General features: G+C 49.9%; 15 protein-coding genes and 1 riboswitch. Of the genes, 9 read left to right on the plus strand and 6 right to left on the minus strand.

From position 1 onward, the window contains the following. The first annotated feature begins 26 nt into the window (after positions 1 to 26). The gene (locus tag LLH06_RS01245; RefSeq protein ID WP_228171419.1) at positions 27 to 695 is read left to right on the plus strand and encodes a hypothetical protein; all 669 of its coding nucleotides are present in this window, start codon (positions 27 to 29) and stop codon (positions 693 to 695) included. Here LLH06_RS01245 and LLH06_RS01250 read toward each other — a convergent pair. Next, a complete protein-coding gene (locus LLH06_RS01250; protein ID WP_228171420.1) occupies positions 692 to 1,255 on the minus strand; it encodes a DinB family protein in 564 nt (187 codons plus the stop codon). The genes LLH06_RS01245 and LLH06_RS01250 overlap by 4 nt on opposite strands. A 191-nt stretch (positions 1,256 to 1,446) precedes the next feature. Between LLH06_RS01250 and recA the strand changes: the two genes are divergently transcribed. After that, positions 1,447 to 2,463 carry a recombinase RecA gene (recA, locus tag LLH06_RS01255; RefSeq protein ID WP_228171421.1) on the plus strand — a complete coding sequence of 339 codons (1,017 nt, stop codon included), beginning with the start codon at positions 1,447 to 1,449 and terminating at the stop codon, positions 2,461 to 2,463. A gap of 130 nt (positions 2,464 to 2,593) precedes the next feature. Here the strand turns inward: recA and LLH06_RS01260 are convergent, their stop codons facing one another. From LLH06_RS01260 to LLH06_RS01270, 3 genes are read right to left on the minus strand one after another with little or no spacing between them, the layout of a single operon-like run. Then, positions 2,594 to 3,364 carry an SDR family NAD(P)-dependent oxidoreductase gene (locus LLH06_RS01260; RefSeq protein ID WP_228171422.1) on the minus strand — a complete coding sequence of 257 codons (771 nt, stop codon included), beginning with the start codon at positions 3,362 to 3,364 and terminating at the stop codon, positions 2,594 to 2,596. Positions 3,365 to 3,417: 53 nt separating this feature from the next. Beyond that, positions 3,418 to 4,191 (minus strand): MIP/aquaporin family protein, encoded by a 774-nt coding sequence (locus tag LLH06_RS01265; protein WP_228171423.1) that lies wholly within the window; start codon positions 4,189 to 4,191, stop codon positions 3,418 to 3,420. An 8-nt stretch (positions 4,192 to 4,199) separates the two neighbouring features. Further along, the gene (locus LLH06_RS01270) at positions 4,200 to 6,806 is read right to left on the minus strand and encodes an MGH1-like glycoside hydrolase domain-containing protein (RefSeq protein WP_228171424.1); all 2,607 of its coding nucleotides are present in this window, start codon (positions 6,804 to 6,806) and stop codon (positions 4,200 to 4,202) included. 135 nt (positions 6,807 to 6,941) lie between these two features. Here LLH06_RS01270 and LLH06_RS01275 point away from each other — a divergent pair, with 135 nt between their 5' ends. Both LLH06_RS01275 and LLH06_RS01280 read left to right on the plus strand, forming a co-directional pair. Further along, positions 6,942 to 7,487, plus strand: coding sequence for an RNA polymerase sigma factor (locus LLH06_RS01275; RefSeq protein ID WP_228171425.1), 546 nt, complete (start codon positions 6,942 to 6,944; stop codon positions 7,485 to 7,487). Then, positions 7,468 to 7,737, plus strand: coding sequence for a hypothetical protein (locus tag LLH06_RS01280; protein ID WP_228171426.1), 270 nt, complete (start codon positions 7,468 to 7,470; stop codon positions 7,735 to 7,737). Before LLH06_RS01275 ends, LLH06_RS01280 begins: the two co-directional genes overlap by 20 nt. 42 nt (positions 7,738 to 7,779) lie before the next feature. On the opposite strand, the gene LLH06_RS01285 is transcribed toward LLH06_RS01280, so the two are convergent. Together LLH06_RS01285 and LLH06_RS01290 are read right to left on the minus strand one after the other, a co-directional pair. Beyond that, entirely contained in the window at positions 7,780 to 8,556 is a 777-nt protein-coding gene (locus LLH06_RS01285; protein ID WP_228171427.1) for a GLPGLI family protein, read from the minus strand. A 4-nt stretch (positions 8,557 to 8,560) separates the two neighbouring features. Then, positions 8,561 to 11,416 (minus strand): outer membrane beta-barrel family protein, encoded by a 2,856-nt coding sequence (locus LLH06_RS01290; protein ID WP_228171428.1) that lies wholly within the window; start codon positions 11,414 to 11,416, stop codon positions 8,561 to 8,563. 228 nt (positions 11,417 to 11,644) lie between these two features. On the opposite strand from LLH06_RS01290, the gene LLH06_RS01295 reads away from it, so the two are divergent. The 5 genes from LLH06_RS01295 (at position 11,645) to metH (ending at position 18,960) form a co-directional block, all read left to right on the plus strand. Then, positions 11,645 to 12,589 (plus strand): helix-turn-helix transcriptional regulator, encoded by a 945-nt coding sequence (locus LLH06_RS01295; protein WP_228171429.1) that lies wholly within the window; start codon positions 11,645 to 11,647, stop codon positions 12,587 to 12,589. A 68-nt stretch (positions 12,590 to 12,657) separates the two neighbouring features. After that, positions 12,658 to 13,176 carry a DinB family protein gene (locus tag LLH06_RS01300; protein WP_228171430.1) on the plus strand — a complete coding sequence of 173 codons (519 nt, stop codon included), beginning with the start codon at positions 12,658 to 12,660 and terminating at the stop codon, positions 13,174 to 13,176. Between the two features lie 105 nt (positions 13,177 to 13,281). Then, positions 13,282 to 14,217 carry a hydrogen peroxide-inducible genes activator gene (locus tag LLH06_RS01305; protein WP_228171431.1) on the plus strand — a complete coding sequence of 312 codons (936 nt, stop codon included), beginning with the start codon at positions 13,282 to 13,284 and terminating at the stop codon, positions 14,215 to 14,217. Positions 14,218 to 14,278: 61 nt separating this feature from the next. After that, the gene (locus LLH06_RS01310) at positions 14,279 to 14,914 is read left to right on the plus strand and encodes an MBL fold metallo-hydrolase (RefSeq protein ID WP_228171432.1); all 636 of its coding nucleotides are present in this window, start codon (positions 14,279 to 14,281) and stop codon (positions 14,912 to 14,914) included. A gap of 109 nt (positions 14,915 to 15,023) precedes the next feature. Beyond that, positions 15,024 to 15,138: riboswitch (SAM riboswitch) on the plus strand. A gap of 150 nt (positions 15,139 to 15,288) precedes the next feature. Then, complete coding sequence (gene metH / locus LLH06_RS01315) at positions 15,289 to 18,960, plus strand: methionine synthase (RefSeq protein WP_228171433.1); 3,672 nt, start codon at positions 15,289 to 15,291, stop codon at positions 18,958 to 18,960. The last annotated feature ends 11 nt before the right edge of the window (positions 18,961 to 18,971 follow it).

An 18,971-nucleotide genomic window follows, 5' to 3' on the forward strand; every position in this document is an offset into this window, starting at 1 on the left:
CTTTTACAACAACTAACCCTTATCACATGCTGCACAGGTTCACATTATCACTGCTTTTTTTATTATTCTTTCTATTTACTACCGCTCAAGCCCAAAGGCTGTCGCGCATTGTGGTAGATCCTATGCTGGTCAATACCGTAGCCTCCCCGGTCAGGTTCATTGAGTTCAGGGAGAAGGACGTGATCATCAGGGTGAATGCTAATGGATCGGTAAAAGTATTTCCGGTGCGAGGGGTACGGGTAAGCTATTATTCAACCTTTGACGGTGATCACCGGAACGGCAAACTGAAAAGAGCAGGCGAAACGCTGATCGATTATGACGATGGCTTTAATGATGCCGCCAACCTGGGCAAACCTAAGCTCGTGGGCAACCTTAAGCTGATCTATAATGATAAGTTCAGCATGGATAATATCGGTAAACTGAGCATGTTCGGGAACATGATGATCAAATACGTAGATAGGTTCGATGGCTTTGACACGCCTAAAGGACTTATTAAAGCCATAGGTAACATGCCGGTGGTCTATTATACCAAGTTCGACGGGTTCGATAATATTGGCAAGATCAGGAAGGTGGGCGATGCAGAATTCATTTACTTCGACCGTTTTTCTGTAGGCGAGCGTATCGGCGATATCAAGTCCATTAGTGCCGATAAAAATCCCTTCCTCGAACTGGCCGACGACGAACGCTACTACTAAGCCGCCAGCGACAAATAGATCTTCTGTAACTGGTGAATGTGCCGTTGCGTGTGATAGGTCACGGCGTACATCCACTCCAAACGCGTGAGCAAGCCCAGTCCCGGGAACTCGATCTCCAGACACTCTTCGGCAGGGTCGCAAGCCTGCGCCGCTTTGATGATACTTCGTGTGATGTCATCCAGCTCGATCATGATACTACCTTGCGCCATCGGCCTGTTTGACGGCCGCGTGGCCTCCGGTGTGGTATATTTGAGCTCATGATTCAAATAAACGCTGGCCAATTGCTTCTGCAGGGCATCGGCCGGCCTTTGAATAGGCCGTGCCTCGCCTGCCAACAGCTCAGGGATACCTTGCTGAAACAATACGATGTGATCCGCTATTTGGCCAGGTGTCCAACTGCCCTCATAAGGTATCTGATTAAACCGATCTTCCGGAAAACTCTGTAATATACCGGTGAGCTTTTTCATCGTCATCCGGTGATCATTAATGGCTTGTTGCATCATACGATGACGAGCTGTGCAAGAACCCGGCCACTGATCATGGCCCGATAAAGTGATCATGAAAAAGCGTAGCTTTAACCGGCTTTGAACTTAACCCTATTTACGGGATCTCGTTGATCTGTGTGTTCTATCCAACATCTTTTAGAACGACCATAGCTGGGCCAACCACAAGGAAAAAGAATAAAAATATTTTTACTAATTTTTTTAGTATTCATACAATTATATTTATATTTGTTATATAAACAAAGACAATGAGCAACGTTAATGCAGATAAATTAAAAGCACTTCAGCTTACCCTTGATAAGTTGGAGAAATCATACGGTAAGGGTACCATCATGAAATTGGGTGATACCACTATCGAGAAGATGGAAGTGATCCCTACCGGATCGCTTACGCTTGATCTGGCCCTTGGGGTAGGTGGTTTGCCTAAAGGCCGTATCGTTGAGATATATGGTCCTGAATCATCAGGTAAGACCACACTGGCTATCCATGCCATCGCCGAGGCGCAAAAGAACGGTGGTATAGCTGCCTTCATTGATGCGGAGCACGCCTTTGACCGTTTTTATGCACAAAAACTGGGTGTTGATGTGGAGAACCTACTGATCTCGCAACCGGACAATGGTGAGCAAGCTTTGGAGATCGCTGATAACCTGATCCGTTCGGGGGCTATCGATATCCTGGTGATCGACTCGGTGGCCGCGTTGGTACCAAAAGGCGAGATCGAGGGTGAGATGGGTGACTCGAAGATGGGTTTGCAGGCACGTTTGATGTCGCAGGCCTTGCGTAAGCTTACCGGTACCATCAGCAAGACCGGATGCTGCTGTATATTCATCAACCAATTACGTGAAAAGATCGGTGTGATGTTCGGTAACCCGGAGACCACTACCGGTGGTAACGCTTTGAAATTCTACGCTTCGGTACGTTTAGATGTACGTCGTATATCGCAGATCAAAGATACTGATGAGGTATCAGGTAACCGCGTGAAGGTGAAGATCGTGAAGAACAAAGTTGCGCCACCCTTCCGTTTGGCCGAGTTCGATATCATGTTCGGTGAGGGTATCTCTAAAGCCGGCGAGATCATTGACCTGGGTGTGGAGCACAACATCATTAAAAAATCAGGTTCATGGTTCAGCTACGGCGACAGCCGCTTAGGACAGGGCCGTGATGCCGTTAAACAACTGATCATGGACAACCCGGAACTTGCCGAAGAACTGGAGAACAAGATCAAGGAAGTAGTGTCAGGCGAGAGCATGACCGAACAAGCATAGTTTTAAGTTAAGCAATACAATGAAGGCGTTACTTTGAAGAGTAACGCCTTTTTTATTTGTTGGTCGTGTGTTTACTAAAAGAATGCCGTTAATACGTGTCAAGCGACAACGACCATTCTTTTCAGCAGGCCTATTGCTCTTCGTAATGATAGGTCAGGCCGCCATCCACAAAGTAAGTAGAGCCGGTCACGTACTTGGCATCATTAGAGGCCAGGAAGGCTACCAGCGCGGCCACATCTTCCGGCTCGCCCAGCTTGCGCATCGGGATATTCTCCAATACGTTGTTCAGCAATTCAGGCGTCTCCATTAGCTTTTTGTTTATTGGCGTGGCAATAGCACCCGGAGCTACGTTATTCACGCGAATATTGAGCGGAGCCAACTCTGTGGCCAGGTTACGGGTAAGCATCTTCAACCCTCCTTTACTGGCGCAATAAGCAGCAAAATGCGGGAAAATGATCTCCTCGTGCACCGAGCTCATGTTGATCACCACACCACCGCGTTTTTGCGCCATGCAATATTTAACAAAGGCCTGTATACCAAAAAATATCCCTTTTAGGTTAGTATCCATCACCAGGTCGTATTCTTCTTCGGTAACGTTCCAAAAATCGTTGTTCTTTTCTACACCGGCGTTGTTCACCAGTATATCCAGCTGACCCCAAACGGCAATGGCATCGTTCACCATTTTTACCACGTTGCTGGTTTGGCTTACGTCGGCCACCAGGAAATGCGCCTTGCGGCCCATGTCGTTGATCTCTTTGATCAGGTCCTCGCCACGCTCGTCAAGCGTGCGGCCATTCAGGATCACGTCGGCGCCATCGGCGGCCAGGCGTAGGGCACAGGCGGCACCGATGCCCTGGCTGCTGCCGGTAACTAAAGCTACTTTGTTCTCAAATCGGGTCATAGTATTTGATATTGATCGAAGTTATAAGATAAAAGAATAGACGTTGGTTTGGCTCATGATGAAGTTTTTATGGCTTCAGGTGCCGGGTGGTCGTGGTAGCTCAACCTGGCCGCACCAATGTGCCAATGCCATTTGATGCTGAACAGGCGGATCACGCCCAATACCAGCAACACACCACAAACAGGCGCCACAAAGTATAGCCACAAAGCATCGTAAACCCCGCTGATCACCGCCGGGCCCAGGCTGCGCGCCGGGTTGGTACTGCAGCCTGATAGTGGACCTTCGGCCCACACCATGAAACTGTACAGAAAAGGGATGGTAAAAGGCGTGTAAGTACGAAGCAATTTATGGCCAACAAAGAAATACAGCAATGAGATAAGTGCCGCCGTGGTGACCACCTCACCTGCAAAGGCCGGCCAAATGCCGCCGCTGCCGGGTACGGTATTGCCATAGCCCACGCTGGCGCCCTGTTGGCCCCAAAGCAATAAGGGGAGGCAACCGACCATCGCCCCGAGGAACTGGCTGATCAGGTAACCTGCCAGCGCATGATCTTTCATTTTACCGCATAGCCAAAAGCCAAAGCTCACCGCCGGATTGATATGCGCACCGCTTATCTTGCCCACCGGTGATAAGGTGATCAGGCAACCAGTGGTTCCGAACAGGAAACCAGTGACCGCCCGGCGGACACCTGCGTCGGGTATCCATTGGTCCATCACGGTGCCTTTGCCCCAGTCAAAGATCACGAAGCTTAGCCCTACGGCAAGCAATAGCGCCGTGCCGATGAACTCGGACACGTAAAGCTTAAAGTTGGATGTAGTTGCCGACATACGATGACTCAAATGATCAGCGCGATCAAACCCGTCCAACCGGTTTGGTGCGATGCACCCAGGCCCTTGCCGGTATCGCCATTAAAGTACTCGTGGAACAGGATATGGTCTCTAAAATGCTCGTCATGGTCAAGCTTCGGGTGACCGCCAAATACCGGTCGTTGGCCTTTTTCGTTACGTAGAAAGATGCTTTTGAGCCGCTGACCCAACGCATCGCCGATCTGTGCCAACGAAAAATATTCGCCCGAGCCGGTCGGGTATTCTACCTTAAAATCGTCGGTATAATAGTCATGGAACCAGTATAACGACATCATGAGCAAATAGTTGATCGGCATCCAGATAGGGCCTCTCCAGTTACTGTTACCACCGAACATGTTGCTGTCACTCTCGGCAGGCAGGTATCGTACTGACAGGTCCTCGCCACCCAGCCAGTACCTGAACGGCTGTTGCTCGTAAACTTTGGATACCGAACGTATACCATGGTCAGACAAAAACTCGTTAGGGTCAAGCATCCGCCGAAGCAGTAATTTCATGCGATGGCCGCGTAGCAGGGAGAATAAGTGTTGCTGGTCGCCCTTGGTGTCTTTCCAGCGGCTTACCAAATTCACCAGGTCAGGCCGTTGTTTCATGAACCAGTCGAGCCGTTGCGACAGGAGGGGCAGGTTCTTCCACTTGGCCTCGTCAAATATGGTGACCGCGAACATAGGGATCAAGCCCACCAGCGTTCGCAATCTCAATCGGTCCCAACTGCAATCGGGGTGGCGTAGCAGGTCGTAGTAAAAACCGTCCTCATCGTCCCAAAGGCCTAACGAATCCTCGCCCATATGAGCCAGCGAGCCGGCAATGTACAGGAAGTGTTCGGCAAATTTAACGGCCATACTCTCGTAAACCGGGTTGTGCAGGGCCAGCTCCATGGAGATGCGCATCATGTTGAGGGCATACATAGCCATCCAACTGGTACCATCGGCCTGCTCCAAAAAACCGCCTCCGGGCACCGGTGCACTACGGTTGAAGATGCCAATATTGTCGAGACCTAAAAAGCCGCCTTCAAATATGTTGTTGCCCTCGCTGTCCTTACGGTTCACCCACCAGGTAAAGTTCATGGTGAGCTTTTGGAAGATGCTTTCGAGAAACTGGATATCATCCTTGCCTGTGGCCTTACGGTCTATCTCATATACCTTCCAGGTGGCCAATGCATGCACCGGAGGATTCACGTCGCTTAGGTCCCACTCATAAGCCGGTAACTGCCCATTAGGATGGATAAAGTTGGCACCCACCAGCAGTTGCAATTGTTTTTTAGCAAAGCCTGCATCTACAGGAGCCAGTGCGATGCAATGGAAGGCCAGATCCCACGCCGCGAACCACGGATACTCCCATTTATCGGGCATCGAAATAATATCCTCGGCCACAAAATGGCGCCAATGGTTGTTACGGCCCTGGCGTCGGTTTTGTGGTGGCTGGGGTTCGCCAGCATCACCGTCAAGCCATTCCATCACGTTATAATGGTAATACTGCTTGCTCCATAACATACCGGCCCAGGCCTGCCGTTGTATCAGGCGCTCATCGTCCGTAGCTTCCTTGCGGTGAAGCGAGGCATAGAACTCATCGGCCTCGGCTATGCGAGTATCAAATAGCTGATCAAAGCCGTCGAATGGTTTAGCCTGCTGGCCCATACACAGCCGGAGCTTAACGGTCACGCTTCCCTTGGCCGGCACGTTCAGTTGATACCAAAAGGCAGCCTTAGTGCCCTCGTTCTTAGGGTTCACGGCTTCTGTGTTACCGTGTACCACCCGCTCATTGAACGCATCTTTTACATAAGGTGTACGGTTAGCCGAGCCGTAAAGGCGCTGGTTATTGGTGTCGTTCTCGGTGAACAGTACGTGCGGTGTACCATCGGCGTAACAGTAGTTATCATGGCCCAACTGAGCCGACCGAACCAATATGGTGTTGTTGCCTTGAAACAGCAGTTGGGAGGCTGGTTGATCATTCAACCATGTATTGCGAAACCATAGTTGGGGCAGCAGGTGTATGCTCGCATCATGCAGGCCACGGTTGTGTACGGTGTACCGGATCAGGACATCGTCAGGGCCTTGCTTGGCGTGCTCAACAAACACATCAAAATACTCATCATGGTCAAAAAGGCCAGTATCGATCAGCTCGAACTCGGGCTCATGCTTACCGCGCCTGGCATTCTCTTCGATCAGTTGTTGGTAAGGGAACGCCTGCTGCGGATACTTGTACAGCATTTTGAGGTAACTGTGTGTAGGGGTACTATCCAGGTAATAGTAAAGTTCTTTCACATCTTCACCATGGTTACCTTCATGGTTGGTGAGGCCGAACATGCGCTCCTTCAATATCGGGTCTTTCCCATTCCACAAAGCCAGACCGACTGATAGCTCCTGACAGTGATCGCTGATGCCGGCTATGCCTTCCTCGCCCCAGCGGTATGCCTTGCTGCGGGCCATATCGTGGGTGATATAGTTCCAGGCGTCGCCATTGGCGCTGTAATCCTCGCGTACGGTTCCCCATTGCCGTTCAGACAAATATGGGCCCCACTTTAACCAGTCGGCCTCGCCGTTATAATGTTGTTGTGATCTTATCTTTTCTGCATCCATAGGTAATGGGTAAACATCAGGATCAAGATATGCTTTTTGGTTGTGCCTTTTTGACCCAGAACCGATATTTTACCGAAAATTAATTTGAACTTTTAGGGTGATGTTCTTCATGATCCATACACTTACCTGATAACTATGATGATCGAGGCAATGGCAACAGCAACATCTACCCGCGAGCAGCAACTGACCGAACTTTATCTGAAGGCCTTCCCGGCAGTGGCTGCCATGGTGAGTAAACAGGGCGGTACGCTTGATGAGGCAAAAGATATTTTTCAGGATGCGCTGGTGATCCTGTACGAACGCGACCTGCGTAACGACAGAGGCACCATTCAGGATAAAAAGGCCTACCTTAAAGGGATAGCCCGGCATTTATGGTATCACTACCGGCAAGGGCAGCAAAGGCTGGTAAGCATGGATCAGTTGACTCACGACCTGGCCGCCGATGTGCCCGAGCCCGTACCATCGGCCAATAGGTTGTTACGCTATCTGGAAGCAGCAGGTAAGCGTTGCCTTGATATGTTGCAAGCCTTTTATTACGACAAGGCCAGCATGCGTGAGATAGCCGAGCGGTTCCAACTCTCGGGCGAGCGATCGGCCACGGTGCAAAAGCATAAGTGTTTGGAAAAGGTACGCGAACAGGTAAAAGAAAGATCATTGATGTATGAGGACCTCTGTAACTGACACCCGGCAAATAGACCATTACCTGCTCGGCCAGATGCCAGCAGAAGACCGCCTGATATTTGAGGCGCACACCATTATACGCCCTGAACTGAACGAGGCATTGCAGTGGCAGGCCACGGTTCATGAACTGATCAGGCTAAGGGGACAGCGTGCTTTGCGAAACGAGATACGGTCGGTAGAACAAAAGCTTTTTGAACAGCCGCAGCATCAGAGCTTCAGGCAGCGGATCATGCGCATGTTCGGTAAATGATCATACCAAAAAAGGACCAGCTCATAAGCTGGTCCTTTTCGTTTATAACGTAAAGCCTTTTAACTCTTCCTGGGCATACTCGCCCCAATCCTTCATGGCCTCTTTCAAGGTGGCGTTCAGTTGTTTGTTGTTCACCGGCTTGCCTTTGGCCGGCGGGGCCAGCTCTTTTGGGGTAACGGCCTTATCGGTCACCTTGGTAGCGAACCAGGTCACATGTTCATGCGGCAGCGCCACCCCCAGGATCATACCCGGTAAACCGGTGAATGACTCTGGGCCACCGGTCACGGCTATCTGATCGGTATAAAAAGCTACCACGTATATCGAATCCATGATCACCGCATTGGCGCGTCTGCAGTTGTAGCCAGCAATCTCGCGGGTCTCATCAGTGATCTTCCAGTTGATCTTGCGTAAAGTATCCTTTACTAAAAAGTTCTCCTCGTAAACCAATTTGGCAGTGCTCGATGCCCCGGTGCTGAGGTCGGCACTTACGGTATTGGTTTGCTGAACGATGGGGGTGTTGAACCAGCCGTTCATGGGGCCGTCCTCCGGTAAGGGTTTGTAGAGCGTGCGGTCGCCGTCAAAATATAGCTCACTCTTCAATTTCTTGAATTGTGGCTGGCTCTTGCGAAACGATTCATAAGCGGGCTGCATGTAACTTTCGTTACGTTTATTGATCCGCTTTTGAAGCAAGGCATACATGTTCACGCTCTTTTCAAATTCGATGGTGCCGCTGGTGGTAAAGTGTGCGTTCTGGGCAAAGCTGTTGGTACTGATCAATGCCAGCAGGCAAATAGTGATGATGCGTAAGGTGGTTGTCATGATCTTATTTTTTTGCTGCGCCGCCACCCATCTTACTAAAGTCGTAAATGAGCGAGAACAACGCGTATCGTTTGATAGTGGTGTTAGTGGTTTGGGTGATGTAAGCGCCGTAGGCGTTACGCGAAAAGCCCTGGTTCTGGTTGAACACATCGTTCACGGTGACCTTTAATTTCAGGCTCTCATCTTTTAGGAATGATTTGGTCAGGTAAACGTTAGCGATAAAGCGCTTGAAATCTTCGTTGAACGATCTTGTAGGAGCACGGTACTCGTAATAACCATCGGTGCCTAACACCAATTTGGCTGGCAGGTAAAAGTTGATGTAATGGTTAGTAGTAAAGCCAAAGCCGTTGTTATTAAGGTCAGGGTTAAGCGATGATCTACCGGTGTTATAGGTAGGACCGAACGACGCCCAGATATCGAATTTCTTTTCTACAAAGCGCTGTATGCTTAAACCGCCGCCCAGATTGTTGGAAACGGTGCGGTTAAGGGCCTCGCTAACGGTATTGTTGTTCACTGTACGCACCATGTTAAAAGAGGTACTACCGTTCACACTGGTGTAAATACCGATATTCATACTCCACAAGAACTTGACCTTGCTATCGGTGCTGGCGTAAACCGAATAATTGGTAGGCGTTTGTCCGCTCAAATTCACCGACTGGCTAACGGTATAGCCATTGGCGGCGTTGGTGGTTATATTGCTTACGATCGGGTTACTGGTGAACGAATAGGAGCCGTTGATCCAAAGCGAGCGGTTGCTCAACACTTTGTAGGTGTTGTAAGTGACCTGGAAACGGTTGGTGAACGATGGACGCAGATCAGGGTTACCCAAGATCAGGTTGGTAGGGTCGATGTTGATGATGATCGGCTGTATTTGATCAATAGTAGGTTGACGGGTGTTACCGTTATAATTGAACCTGAATGACTTTTGCTGCGAGAACCGGTATTGGTAGCTGAGCTGAGGGTTCCAGTTCACAAAGTGGCGATCGAACTCGCGGTCGTTCACTTTGTTCAGTTGCTGAAAGTCGACCACCGCCAGCTTGGTGCCAAAGTTAAAGGTGGTCTTATCCTTTTTATAGTTAAAGATAGCACCGCCCTGCTGGGTGAACTGATCTAAACGGTAATTGTTACTCAACGAGTCGACAAGTGCATCATACCTGCCCGTGCCCGACTTGTTGAACGAACGGCGGTCGGCAGTGCTGTTACTGACGCCAATACCGTAATTCAATAATATAGATGTTGATTTAGAGAAGGGCTCGCTGTAAGCGATGTTACTGTTAAAGATGTTGGTGTTGATATCATTCACCTTGAACTGATCCACCTTTTGCGATGATGCCAGGCCGCCCGCGGTATTGTACACCTCGGTATTTGATAACAGGAAACCGGTATTGTCATTACGGTCGATCGTTTGTGAAACGGTAGCCGATATGGTACGTCCTACTTTCTTGAACTTTTTGGTGTACAATGCGCTAAAGTTGAACGTTTTCTGGTCACCATCGGTGCTCAGGTCACGGCTGTTGTTATTCAGTAACTTCTCTTCAAGCGTTTCGGTGTTTTTACGGTTGCTGGTGGCACGGTACGAGCTTTCGGTATCGCTGCTTTTTAAGGTGCCATCAAAAGCGATCTTCAGGTTCGATAAGCTATCGAGCTTGAAATTAAAGGCACCATCGGCCTTTTGCCTGAATACGTAGTTCTTGAAATTTTGGTCGGAGTTAGTGATGATCGAGCTGGCAGGGATAGCCGCAGTGCCAGCGATGTTATTTTGCGATAACACGTTGCGGTCGCCTGTCACGGTCAATGAACCGATCTTGTAGTTGCCGTTCACGGTCACTTTGTCGCCATTCCATTTATTGTCATAGTGTGCGCCACCGGCCCTGGCCACCGGTAAGCCATCACCACTGTAACGGCCGCTCCATCCCTCTATATCGTCATTACCGTTGCCCGAAATGTTGATGCCCCCATCCACAAATTCAACGTTGTTGCCGCCGGTACCGTATTTATTGGCATCCTCCCAGCCCAGGCCTGTTTTGCCCGTATTGGCCAAAGTTCCATAAGCCGATATCTTTTCCTTGCCCCTGAATTTGTTAAAGGCCGCTTGTTCCTGGTAAAATTTCTTTGTCCCTATACCGGCCTCTACCTTACCGAAGTAGCCGTTCTTCTTGTCCTCCTTCAATTTGATATTGATGGTCTTGGATTTATTGCCATCATCGATACCCGTAAAAGCAGCCTGATCGCTCGATTTATCATAGAGTTGTACTTTATCTACCATGTCTGCGCGAAGGTTCTTGGTCACCAGGGTAGGGTCATCACCAAAAAACTCTTCGCCGTCTACCAATACCTTGTTCACGGTTTGGCCCTGGGCGGTGATCTTGCCATCCTTATCTACGGTGATGCCGGGTAGCTGTTTAAGGAGGTCTTCCACCTTGGCGTTAGGTTGTACGGTAAAGCTGGAGGCATTGAATTCGGTGGTGTCGCCCTTGATCTTGATGGCAGCGCGGGTACCCTTTACCATTACGCTGGCTAACAGCATCGACCGCAACATGAGGTTGAGCTGCCCGGCGTTGTAAGTGGTATGCGCCGAATCAAGTGTGAAATCTTCTACGTAATCGGCGTACTTAGGGTAGGTCACCAACAAGATGAACTTACCTGTATTGAGCGGACCGATGTTAAAAACGCCATTAGCGCCGGCACGGGCAAATTTACGCAAGGTAGAATCCTTGGCGTTCAGCACCATCACGGTGGCATTGGTGAGTTTGGCATTGGAAGCAGTGTCGACCACGCTTCCTTTTACAGCGTAATTGTTTTGTGCGAATAAAAAAGTACTGAATAGACAGAGGAATAGTGTTGTGAATAGATATCTCATGGTCAGGTTTGAGGCAACAAGGTATAACTAAAGTGTTAGTATTCAAAAAGAACACCCGTATTATTCTGCCTTTTTAACATTTATTAACGTTATCGTAATAAGTGCATAGCTGTAGCAACACCTAAAGGCAGGACGTTACACCCATAAGAGTACTTTTATATCAAATGGTTACACTACGGTGCATTTATTCTGATATTTGCTGTCATAAACAGTTAAGTGAGTCCTGACATGAATCGCATCGATCGAATATCGGCCATTTTGATACACCTGCAATCACGCAGGCTGGTGAAGGCACAGGCCATTGCCGACCGCTTCGGGATCAGCTTGCGTACCGTGTACCGCGATATACGCACCTTGGAAGAAGCCGGCGTACCGATCATTGGCGAGGCTGGTGTGGGGTATTCCCTGGCTGATGGATACCGCTTGCCGCCGGTGGCCTTTACGCTGGAAGAGGCTATGGCCTTTATCACGGCCGAGAAGCTGGTAGAGAAACTGACCGATGATACCAACAGCAGCAGTTACCGCTCGGCCATGTATAAAGTAAGAGCCGTATTGCGTAACGCTGAGAAGGATCACCTGGCCGGTATCGACAACAGTATAGAGGTGATGAAAGGGAACAGGCCCGCGCACCTTAATCAGGGTTTAGATCCTTTGCAGACCTTGTTGAACGCCATAGCCTTAAAGAAGGTAGTATCGCTCACCTATTTTTCTTATTACCGGCAGCAGCATAGCCAGCGTGATGTGGAACCCATAGGCGTATTTTACCTGGACCGTTACTGGCACCTGATCGCTTATTGCCGCGCCAAGCAAGATCACCGTGATTTCAGATTCGATCGCATGATGGACCTCAAGGTGACCGATGAATGTTATACCAAAGAGCATCCGCCGTTAAAAGATCACTTGCAACGGGTGTACGACCGGCATGAACTGATACCGGTGGTGATCCGCATCGATAAGGCATCTGCGCTGTACCTGGGCGAGCAGCGCTACTACATGGGTTATGTTAGCGAAGTGGATAGGGGCGACGAACTGGAGATGACCTTCATGACCATGTCGTTAGAGGGTTTTGCGCGATGGTATATGATGTTCGCCGATAGGGCTGAGATACTGGAACCGCCTGCCCTGCTCGATAAGGTGAAAGGTATCGCCCAAAAAATATTTTCAAAAGCCTAAAAGCTGCTGACATAGGGTTGTCACTACCCCATGGTTTCTTTGTATCAACATCAAAAAACAAAGAAACCATGAACATTATCGAAGCACTTTTGAAAGAGTTGACCAACGAAGGCAATAACACCCGTAAAATGCTGGAGCGCATCCCTAACGAAGATCACGACTGGCAACCTCACCCTAAAAGCATGACCGTGCGCCGTTTGGCCGCCCATATAGCTGATCTGGGTAACTGGATCGGTATGACGGTGAACAGCCCCGGCCTTGACTTTGCCACCGGCGAGTGGAAAGAGGAAGAATTTGAGAACACCGCCGGCCTGCTCGATTACTTTGAACGCTCACTGGCCGATGGCATTGCCCAACTGGGAAAGACCACTGAAGAAGTGCTGACCGAGACCTGGACCCTGCAAAACGGCGAGCACATCATCATGGTGTGCACCAAGTACGAGATGATACGTATCGTGCTCGCACAAATGATCCATCATCGTGCGCAAATGGGTGTTTACCTGCGTCTGCTTAACATACCTATCCCTGGCAGCTATGGCCCAAGTGCCGATGAGTTGGAAGAGATGCAAAAATATCAGACAGCCTAAACCTCTTAAGCCCCTCAACAAGGGGCTTTTTTGTGGCCAGAAAATGCTTTATAATCGTTATCGATCAATTGTTATATTTGCCATAGAGATATACTATAGGCCAAAATGACCATTACCCAACTGGAATACATCGTTGCTGTTGATACTTATAAAAGCTTTGTATTAGCTGCCGAAAAGTGTTTTGTGACGCAGCCCACCCTGAGCATGCAGGTTCAAAAGCTGGAAGACATGCTGGGCGTAAAGATATTTGACCGCACGCGTCAGCCCATCGTTCCTACCGAGGTGGGTACCGAGATCATTGCCCAGGCCCGGGTCATGCTGGCCGAAAGCTATAAGATCAAAGAGATCGTGACCGACCGGCAAACCGAACTTTCGGGGGAGTTACGTATCGGGATCATCCCTACCATAGCGCCATACCTGTTACCGCGCATCATCAGCCGTTTTGTAGAGCAGTACCCGCAGGTCAAATTGGTGGTGTGGGAACAAACCACCGAGAACATCATTCAGCAGCTCAAATTAAGCACGATCGATTGCGGCATCTTATCGACACCATTGCACGAAAGCGGCCTGACCGAGATACCGGTATTCTACGAAAATTTTGTGGCTTATGTATCCAAAAGCAGTAAGCTGCACAAGCAAAAGAACATCAGTCCTGAGGATATAGATGTAGAAGAATTATGGGTACTTGACGAAGGTCATTGCATGCGCGAGCAGGTGTTGAACATTTGCCAACGCCGTAAAAGCACTAAGGGCTTTCAGCACTTTGAATACAACACCGGTAGTGTGGATACCCTAAAGCGCATGGTAGACCAAAATAATGGTGCCACCATTTTACCTGAGTTGGCCCTTGACGACCTGAGCGATAAACAGCTCGACCGTATCCGTTACTTCCGCTCGCCCGAGCCGGCACGTGAGGTAAGCATCGTGATCCAGCGTAATTTTTTAAAACGCCGCATGATAGAGGCCCTCAAGACCGAGATCCTGCATTTTATCCCCAAAAGGTTAAAGAGCAAGAAAAAGAAAGAATTGATGGACATTTAACCAGCAAAAGCCGGAAATATCCGGTTTTATAAAGCGATCATAAAAGCTTTACCTTTGGGCCATGGCTACCATCAAAGCATTTTTAAACAATCCGTACCAGGAAAATACTTATCTGTTATATGACGAGACCGGCGAATGTGCCATCATCGATCCGGGTATGTATACCGCTGCCGAGCAGGATGCGGTGGTCAACTTCATTAAGGCCGAAGGCTTAAAGCCGGTACTGCTGCTCAATACTCACTGCCACATCGACCATGTGCTGGGCAATAAGTTCGTATTTGATCAGTATGGGTTAAAGCCGCAGTTCCACAAAGGCGAACTGGTGGTTCTAGAGGCCATGCCGGTATGGTCGCAGCAGTCGGGCCTGAGGTATGAGTTATCGCCCTTGCCTGATACCTATTTGCCCGAGAGCGGTAGCATAAGCTTTGGCAATACCACCTTGGAGCTGATCTTTGCTCCGGGTCATTCACCTGCACACTTGTGCTTTTATGATGTGCAAAATGGTATCGTGATCGGTGGTGATGTGCTTTTCAGAGGCAGCATTGGCCGCACCGACCTCCCGGGCGGCAACCATCAGCAATTACTTACTAACATCCAGCAAAAGCTGTTCATATTGCCCGATGAGCTGGTGGTTTACCCAGGCCACGGTCCCGAGACCACCATTGGCCGCGAGAAAGAGACGAATCCTTTCTTCTAAGATCATATCGCCGATCAGCAACCCAAACACCGTTCGCATCAACGCACAAGGAGGTAAATAAGGCTGCCTGCTCATTTGCAAATCATCGGCGTATTTTGCAAATTTGTACCGCTTATAGAGAAAGACGGAGGGATTGGACCCTGCGAAGTCTTAGCAACCTGTGCTTACAAGGTGCTACATTCTACTTGAGACCGCCAACTGACAGGTTTCAAGACGGATAAGCGAGAGTCAATGAGAACTCCAAACCTCCATGGCCTTTCGATATAAGCTGTTTTAGTATCTGGTATCAAGTATCTCGTATCAAGAGCATGCGATACTTGAAAGCAACAGTAGTACACTGTCTTGATACTTTATACTAACTACTTGTTACTTCAATGGACATTAGAGAACAATTACAGAAACGCATACTGGTGATCGATGGCGCCATGGGTACCATGATACAGCGCTATCAGCTCACCGAAGAGGATTTTAGAGGGGAGCGTTTTAAGGATCACCCGAGCGATCTGAAAGGGAATAACGACCTGCTCAATATCACTCGCCCGGATGTCATCAAGGCCATCCATGCCGAGTATCTGGATGCCGGTGCTGATATCATCGAGACGAATACCTTTAGTACCCAGCGCATATCACTGGCCGACTACCATATGGAGGAGCTGGGCTACGAGCTGAGCTTTGAAGGTGCGCGCCTGGCCCGCGAAGTGGCCGACATCTATACCAAAAAGAACCCGGAAAAACCGCGCTTTGTGGCCGGTGCGGTAGGCCCTACTAACCGTACGTCGTCGCTATCGCCCGATGTGAACGATCCGGGTTACCGTGCCGTTACTTTTGATGACCTGGCCGAAGCTTATTATGAGCAGATCCGCGGCCTGGTGGATGGCGGCTCACACCTGTTGCTCATCGAGACCATTTTTGATACCCTGAACGCCAAAGCAGCATTATTTGCTGCACAACGATATGCCGAAGAAAGCGGCAAGAATCTGCCGATCATGATATCGGGTACCATTACCGATGCGTCGGGTCGTACCCTTTCAGGCCAAACGGTAGAGGCATTCTGGAACTCGATACGTCATGCCAACCTTTTATCGGTGGGGTTGAACTGCGCCTTAGGCGCCCGTGAGATGCGTCCTTATTTGGAGGAACTATCCAACAAAGCTGATGTATATATCTCCGCTTATCCCAACGCAGGATTACCTAACGAATTTGGCGCTTATGATGAGACCCCGCATGAAACTGCCCACCAGGTAGATGATTTTATCAAGGCTGGCATCGTGAACATCGTTGGCGGTTGCTGCGGTACCACGCCCGATCACATCAAGTGCATTGCCGATAAAGCGGCTAAATACCCACCCCGCCAGTTGCCGGAGGTTGAAAGCTACATGCGCCTGAGTGGCTTGGAGGCGATCAATATTACGCCGCTTACCAACTTTGTGAACGTGGGCGAGCGTACCAACATAACCGGGTCGCCCAAATTCTCGAAACTGATACTGGCCGAAAATTATGAGGAAGCACTTACCGTTGCCCGCCAGCAGGTAGAGGGCGGTGCGCAGGTGATCGATATCAATATGGACGAAGGTATGATCGATTCGGAGGCGGTGATGGTCAAGTTCCTGAACCTGGTGGCCTCTGAACCTGATATCGCCAAATTGCCCATCATGGTCGATTCATCTAAATGGACGGTGATCGAGGCCGGGTTAAAATGCTTGCAGGGTAAGGGTATCGTTAACTCTATTTCGCTTAAAGAGGGCGAAGAAAAATTTAAGGAACATGCCCGCAAGATCTTAAGCTACGGTGCTGCCACCGTGGTGATGGCTTTTGACGAACAAGGCCAGGCCGACAATTACGAACGCCGGATCGAGATCTGCAAGCGCTCTTACGATATACTGGTGAACGAGATCGGTTTCCCTCCGCAGGATATCATTTTTGACCCTAACATCCTGACCGTGGCTACCGGTCTGGAAGAACATAACAATTATGCGGTAGACTTTATTGAGGCTACGCGCTGGATCAAACAGAACCTTCCGCATGCCAAGGTGAGCGGTGGGGTAAGTAATATCTCTTTTTCGTTCCGCGGTAATAACGTGGTACGCGAGGCCATGCACTCGGCCTTTTTATACCATGCCATCCAAGCCGGTATGGATATGGGCATCGTGAATGCCGGTATGCTGGAGGTTTATGAGGAGATACCAAAAGACCTACTCGAAAGGGTAGAGGACGTGCTGCTGAACCGCCGTCCCGATGCTACCGAGCGTTTGGTAGAGTTCGCCGAAACGGTGAAAGCCAAGGGTAAAGAGATCGTGAAGGATGAGGCCTGGCGTAACGAGCCGGTGCAAAAGCGCCTGTCGCACGCGTTGGTAAAAGGCATCGTTGAATATATCGATTCTGACGTAGAAGAGGCCCGCCAGCAATATGCGCGCCCGCTCGAGGTGATCGAGGGTCCGCTGATGGACGGCATGAACATCGTGGGCGACCTGTTCGGCGCCGGTAAGATGTTCCTGCCCCAAGTGGTAAAATCGGCCAGGGTAATGAAAAAGGCGGTAGCTTATTTGCTGCCTTACATTGAGGCCGAAAAAGCAAAGAACGCCACACCTGGCGAACGCAGCAATGCCGGTAAAGTGTTGTTGGCCACCGTTAAGGGAGATGTGCACGATATTGGTAAGAACATTGTAGGCGTGGTACTGGCCTGTAACAACTTCGAGATCATTGACCTTGGCGTGATGGTGCCTGCACAACGCATCATTGAAGAAGCGAAGAAACAAAACGTCGATATCATTGGCCTAAGTGGGCTCATCACTCCATCATTAGATGAGATGGTGCATTTTGCCAAGGAGATGGAGCGGGAAGGTTTCACCATGCCGCTGATCGTGGGTGGGGCCACTACCTCGCGCATTCACGCTGCGGTGAAGATCGCCCCTAATTATTCTGGCGCCGCCATACACGTACTGGATGCCTCGCGCAGTGTGACCGTGTGCAGTGCGCTCATGAACAAAGCCACGCGCGACGAATACATCAACGGTATCAAGTCCGAATACGAAAAGGCCCGCGAAGCGCATTTGAACAAGCGGTCTGACAAACGTTTCCTGAGCCTCGAAGAAGCACGCGCGCTACGCTATCAGATCGACCTCAGCACGGTCGCGCCAAAGCCGACCGTCACCGGAACAAAAGTTTTTGAAGCCTTTCCGTTAAAGGAATTGGTGCCTTATATCGACTGGACCCCATTCTTTCATACCTGGGAGCTGCGTGGCAGTTACCCCAAGATATTTGATGACAAGAACGTAGGCGTTGAGGCACGTAAGCTGTTCGATGATGCACAGGAGATGCTGAACAAAGTGATCAGCGAGAACCTGCTGCAGGCCAATGGGGTGATCGGCTTTTGGCCGGCCAACAGCGTGGGCGACGATATTGAACTTTATACCGACGAAAGCCGCACTCAACTGCTTACCCGCATCCACACCTTGCGCCAGCAAGCCGAAAAGGCCAAAGGCGAACCGCACTATGCTTTGGCCGACTTTATAGCGCCTAAAGAAAGTGGTATTGCCGATCATTTCGGCGGCTTTGCCGTGACCACCGGTTTGGGCTGCGATGAATTGGTAGCCCAGTACGAGGCCGACCACGACGATTACAATAGCATCATGGTGAAGGCTATTGCCGACCGTTTGGCCGAGGCCTTTGCCGAAAAGATGCACGAACTGGTACGTCGCCAATACTGGGGTTACGCCCACGATGAGCAACTGAGCAACGAGGAGCTGATCAAAGAGCAATACCAAGGCATTCGCCCGGCACCGGGCTATCCGGCTTGTCCGGAACATACCGAAAAGGTGACGCTATTTGATTTGTTGAAGGCCGAAGATAACGCACATATGCACCTGACCGAAAGCATGGCCATGTTGCCAACGGCATCCGTAAGCGGCTTCTATTTCGCTCACCCGCAGTCGCGCTACTTTGGTTTAGGCAAGATCGGCAAAGATCAGATCGAGGACTACGCCCACCGCAAGAACATGTCGGTAGAGACCGTAGAACGCTGGTTAGGACCGAATTTGAATTATTAGGAAAGTAGCAA

The organism is Mucilaginibacter daejeonensis, from assembly GCF_020783335.1.
Taxonomy (GTDB): Bacteria; Bacteroidota; Bacteroidia; order Sphingobacteriales; family Sphingobacteriaceae; genus Mucilaginibacter; species Mucilaginibacter daejeonensis.

What these genes read in the sequence shown, in the direction of transcription:
- LLH06_RS01245 (WP_228171419.1), top strand. Translation starts at nt 27, where the DNA reads ATGCTGCACAGGTTCACATTATCACTGCTTTTTTTATTATTCTTTCTA.
- LLH06_RS01250 (WP_228171420.1), bottom strand. Translation starts at nt 1,255, where the DNA reads ATGATCACTTTATCGGGCCATGATCAGTGGCCGGGTTCTTGCACAGCT.
- recA (WP_228171421.1), top strand. Translation starts at nt 1,447, where the DNA reads ATGAGCAACGTTAATGCAGATAAATTAAAAGCACTTCAGCTTACCCTT.
- LLH06_RS01260 (WP_228171422.1), bottom strand. Translation starts at nt 3,364, where the DNA reads ATGACCCGATTTGAGAACAAAGTAGCTTTAGTTACCGGCAGCAGCCAG.
- LLH06_RS01265 (WP_228171423.1), bottom strand. Translation starts at nt 4,191, where the DNA reads ATGTCGGCAACTACATCCAACTTTAAGCTTTACGTGTCCGAGTTCATC.
- LLH06_RS01270 (WP_228171424.1), bottom strand. Translation starts at nt 6,806, where the DNA reads ATGGATGCAGAAAAGATAAGATCACAACAACATTATAACGGCGAGGCC.
- LLH06_RS01275 (WP_228171425.1), top strand. Translation starts at nt 6,942, where the DNA reads ATGATGATCGAGGCAATGGCAACAGCAACATCTACCCGCGAGCAGCAA.
- LLH06_RS01280 (WP_228171426.1), top strand. Translation starts at nt 7,468, where the DNA reads ATGAGGACCTCTGTAACTGACACCCGGCAAATAGACCATTACCTGCTC.
- LLH06_RS01285 (WP_228171427.1), bottom strand. Translation starts at nt 8,556, where the DNA reads ATGACAACCACCTTACGCATCATCACTATTTGCCTGCTGGCATTGATC.
- LLH06_RS01290 (WP_228171428.1), bottom strand. Translation starts at nt 11,416, where the DNA reads ATGAGATATCTATTCACAACACTATTCCTCTGTCTATTCAGTACTTTT.
- LLH06_RS01295 (WP_228171429.1), top strand. Translation starts at nt 11,645, where the DNA reads ATGAATCGCATCGATCGAATATCGGCCATTTTGATACACCTGCAATCA.
- LLH06_RS01300 (WP_228171430.1), top strand. Translation starts at nt 12,658, where the DNA reads ATGAACATTATCGAAGCACTTTTGAAAGAGTTGACCAACGAAGGCAAT.
- LLH06_RS01305 (WP_228171431.1), top strand. Translation starts at nt 13,282, where the DNA reads ATGACCATTACCCAACTGGAATACATCGTTGCTGTTGATACTTATAAA.
- LLH06_RS01310 (WP_228171432.1), top strand. Translation starts at nt 14,279, where the DNA reads ATGGCTACCATCAAAGCATTTTTAAACAATCCGTACCAGGAAAATACT.
- metH (WP_228171433.1), top strand. Translation starts at nt 15,289, where the DNA reads ATGGACATTAGAGAACAATTACAGAAACGCATACTGGTGATCGATGGC.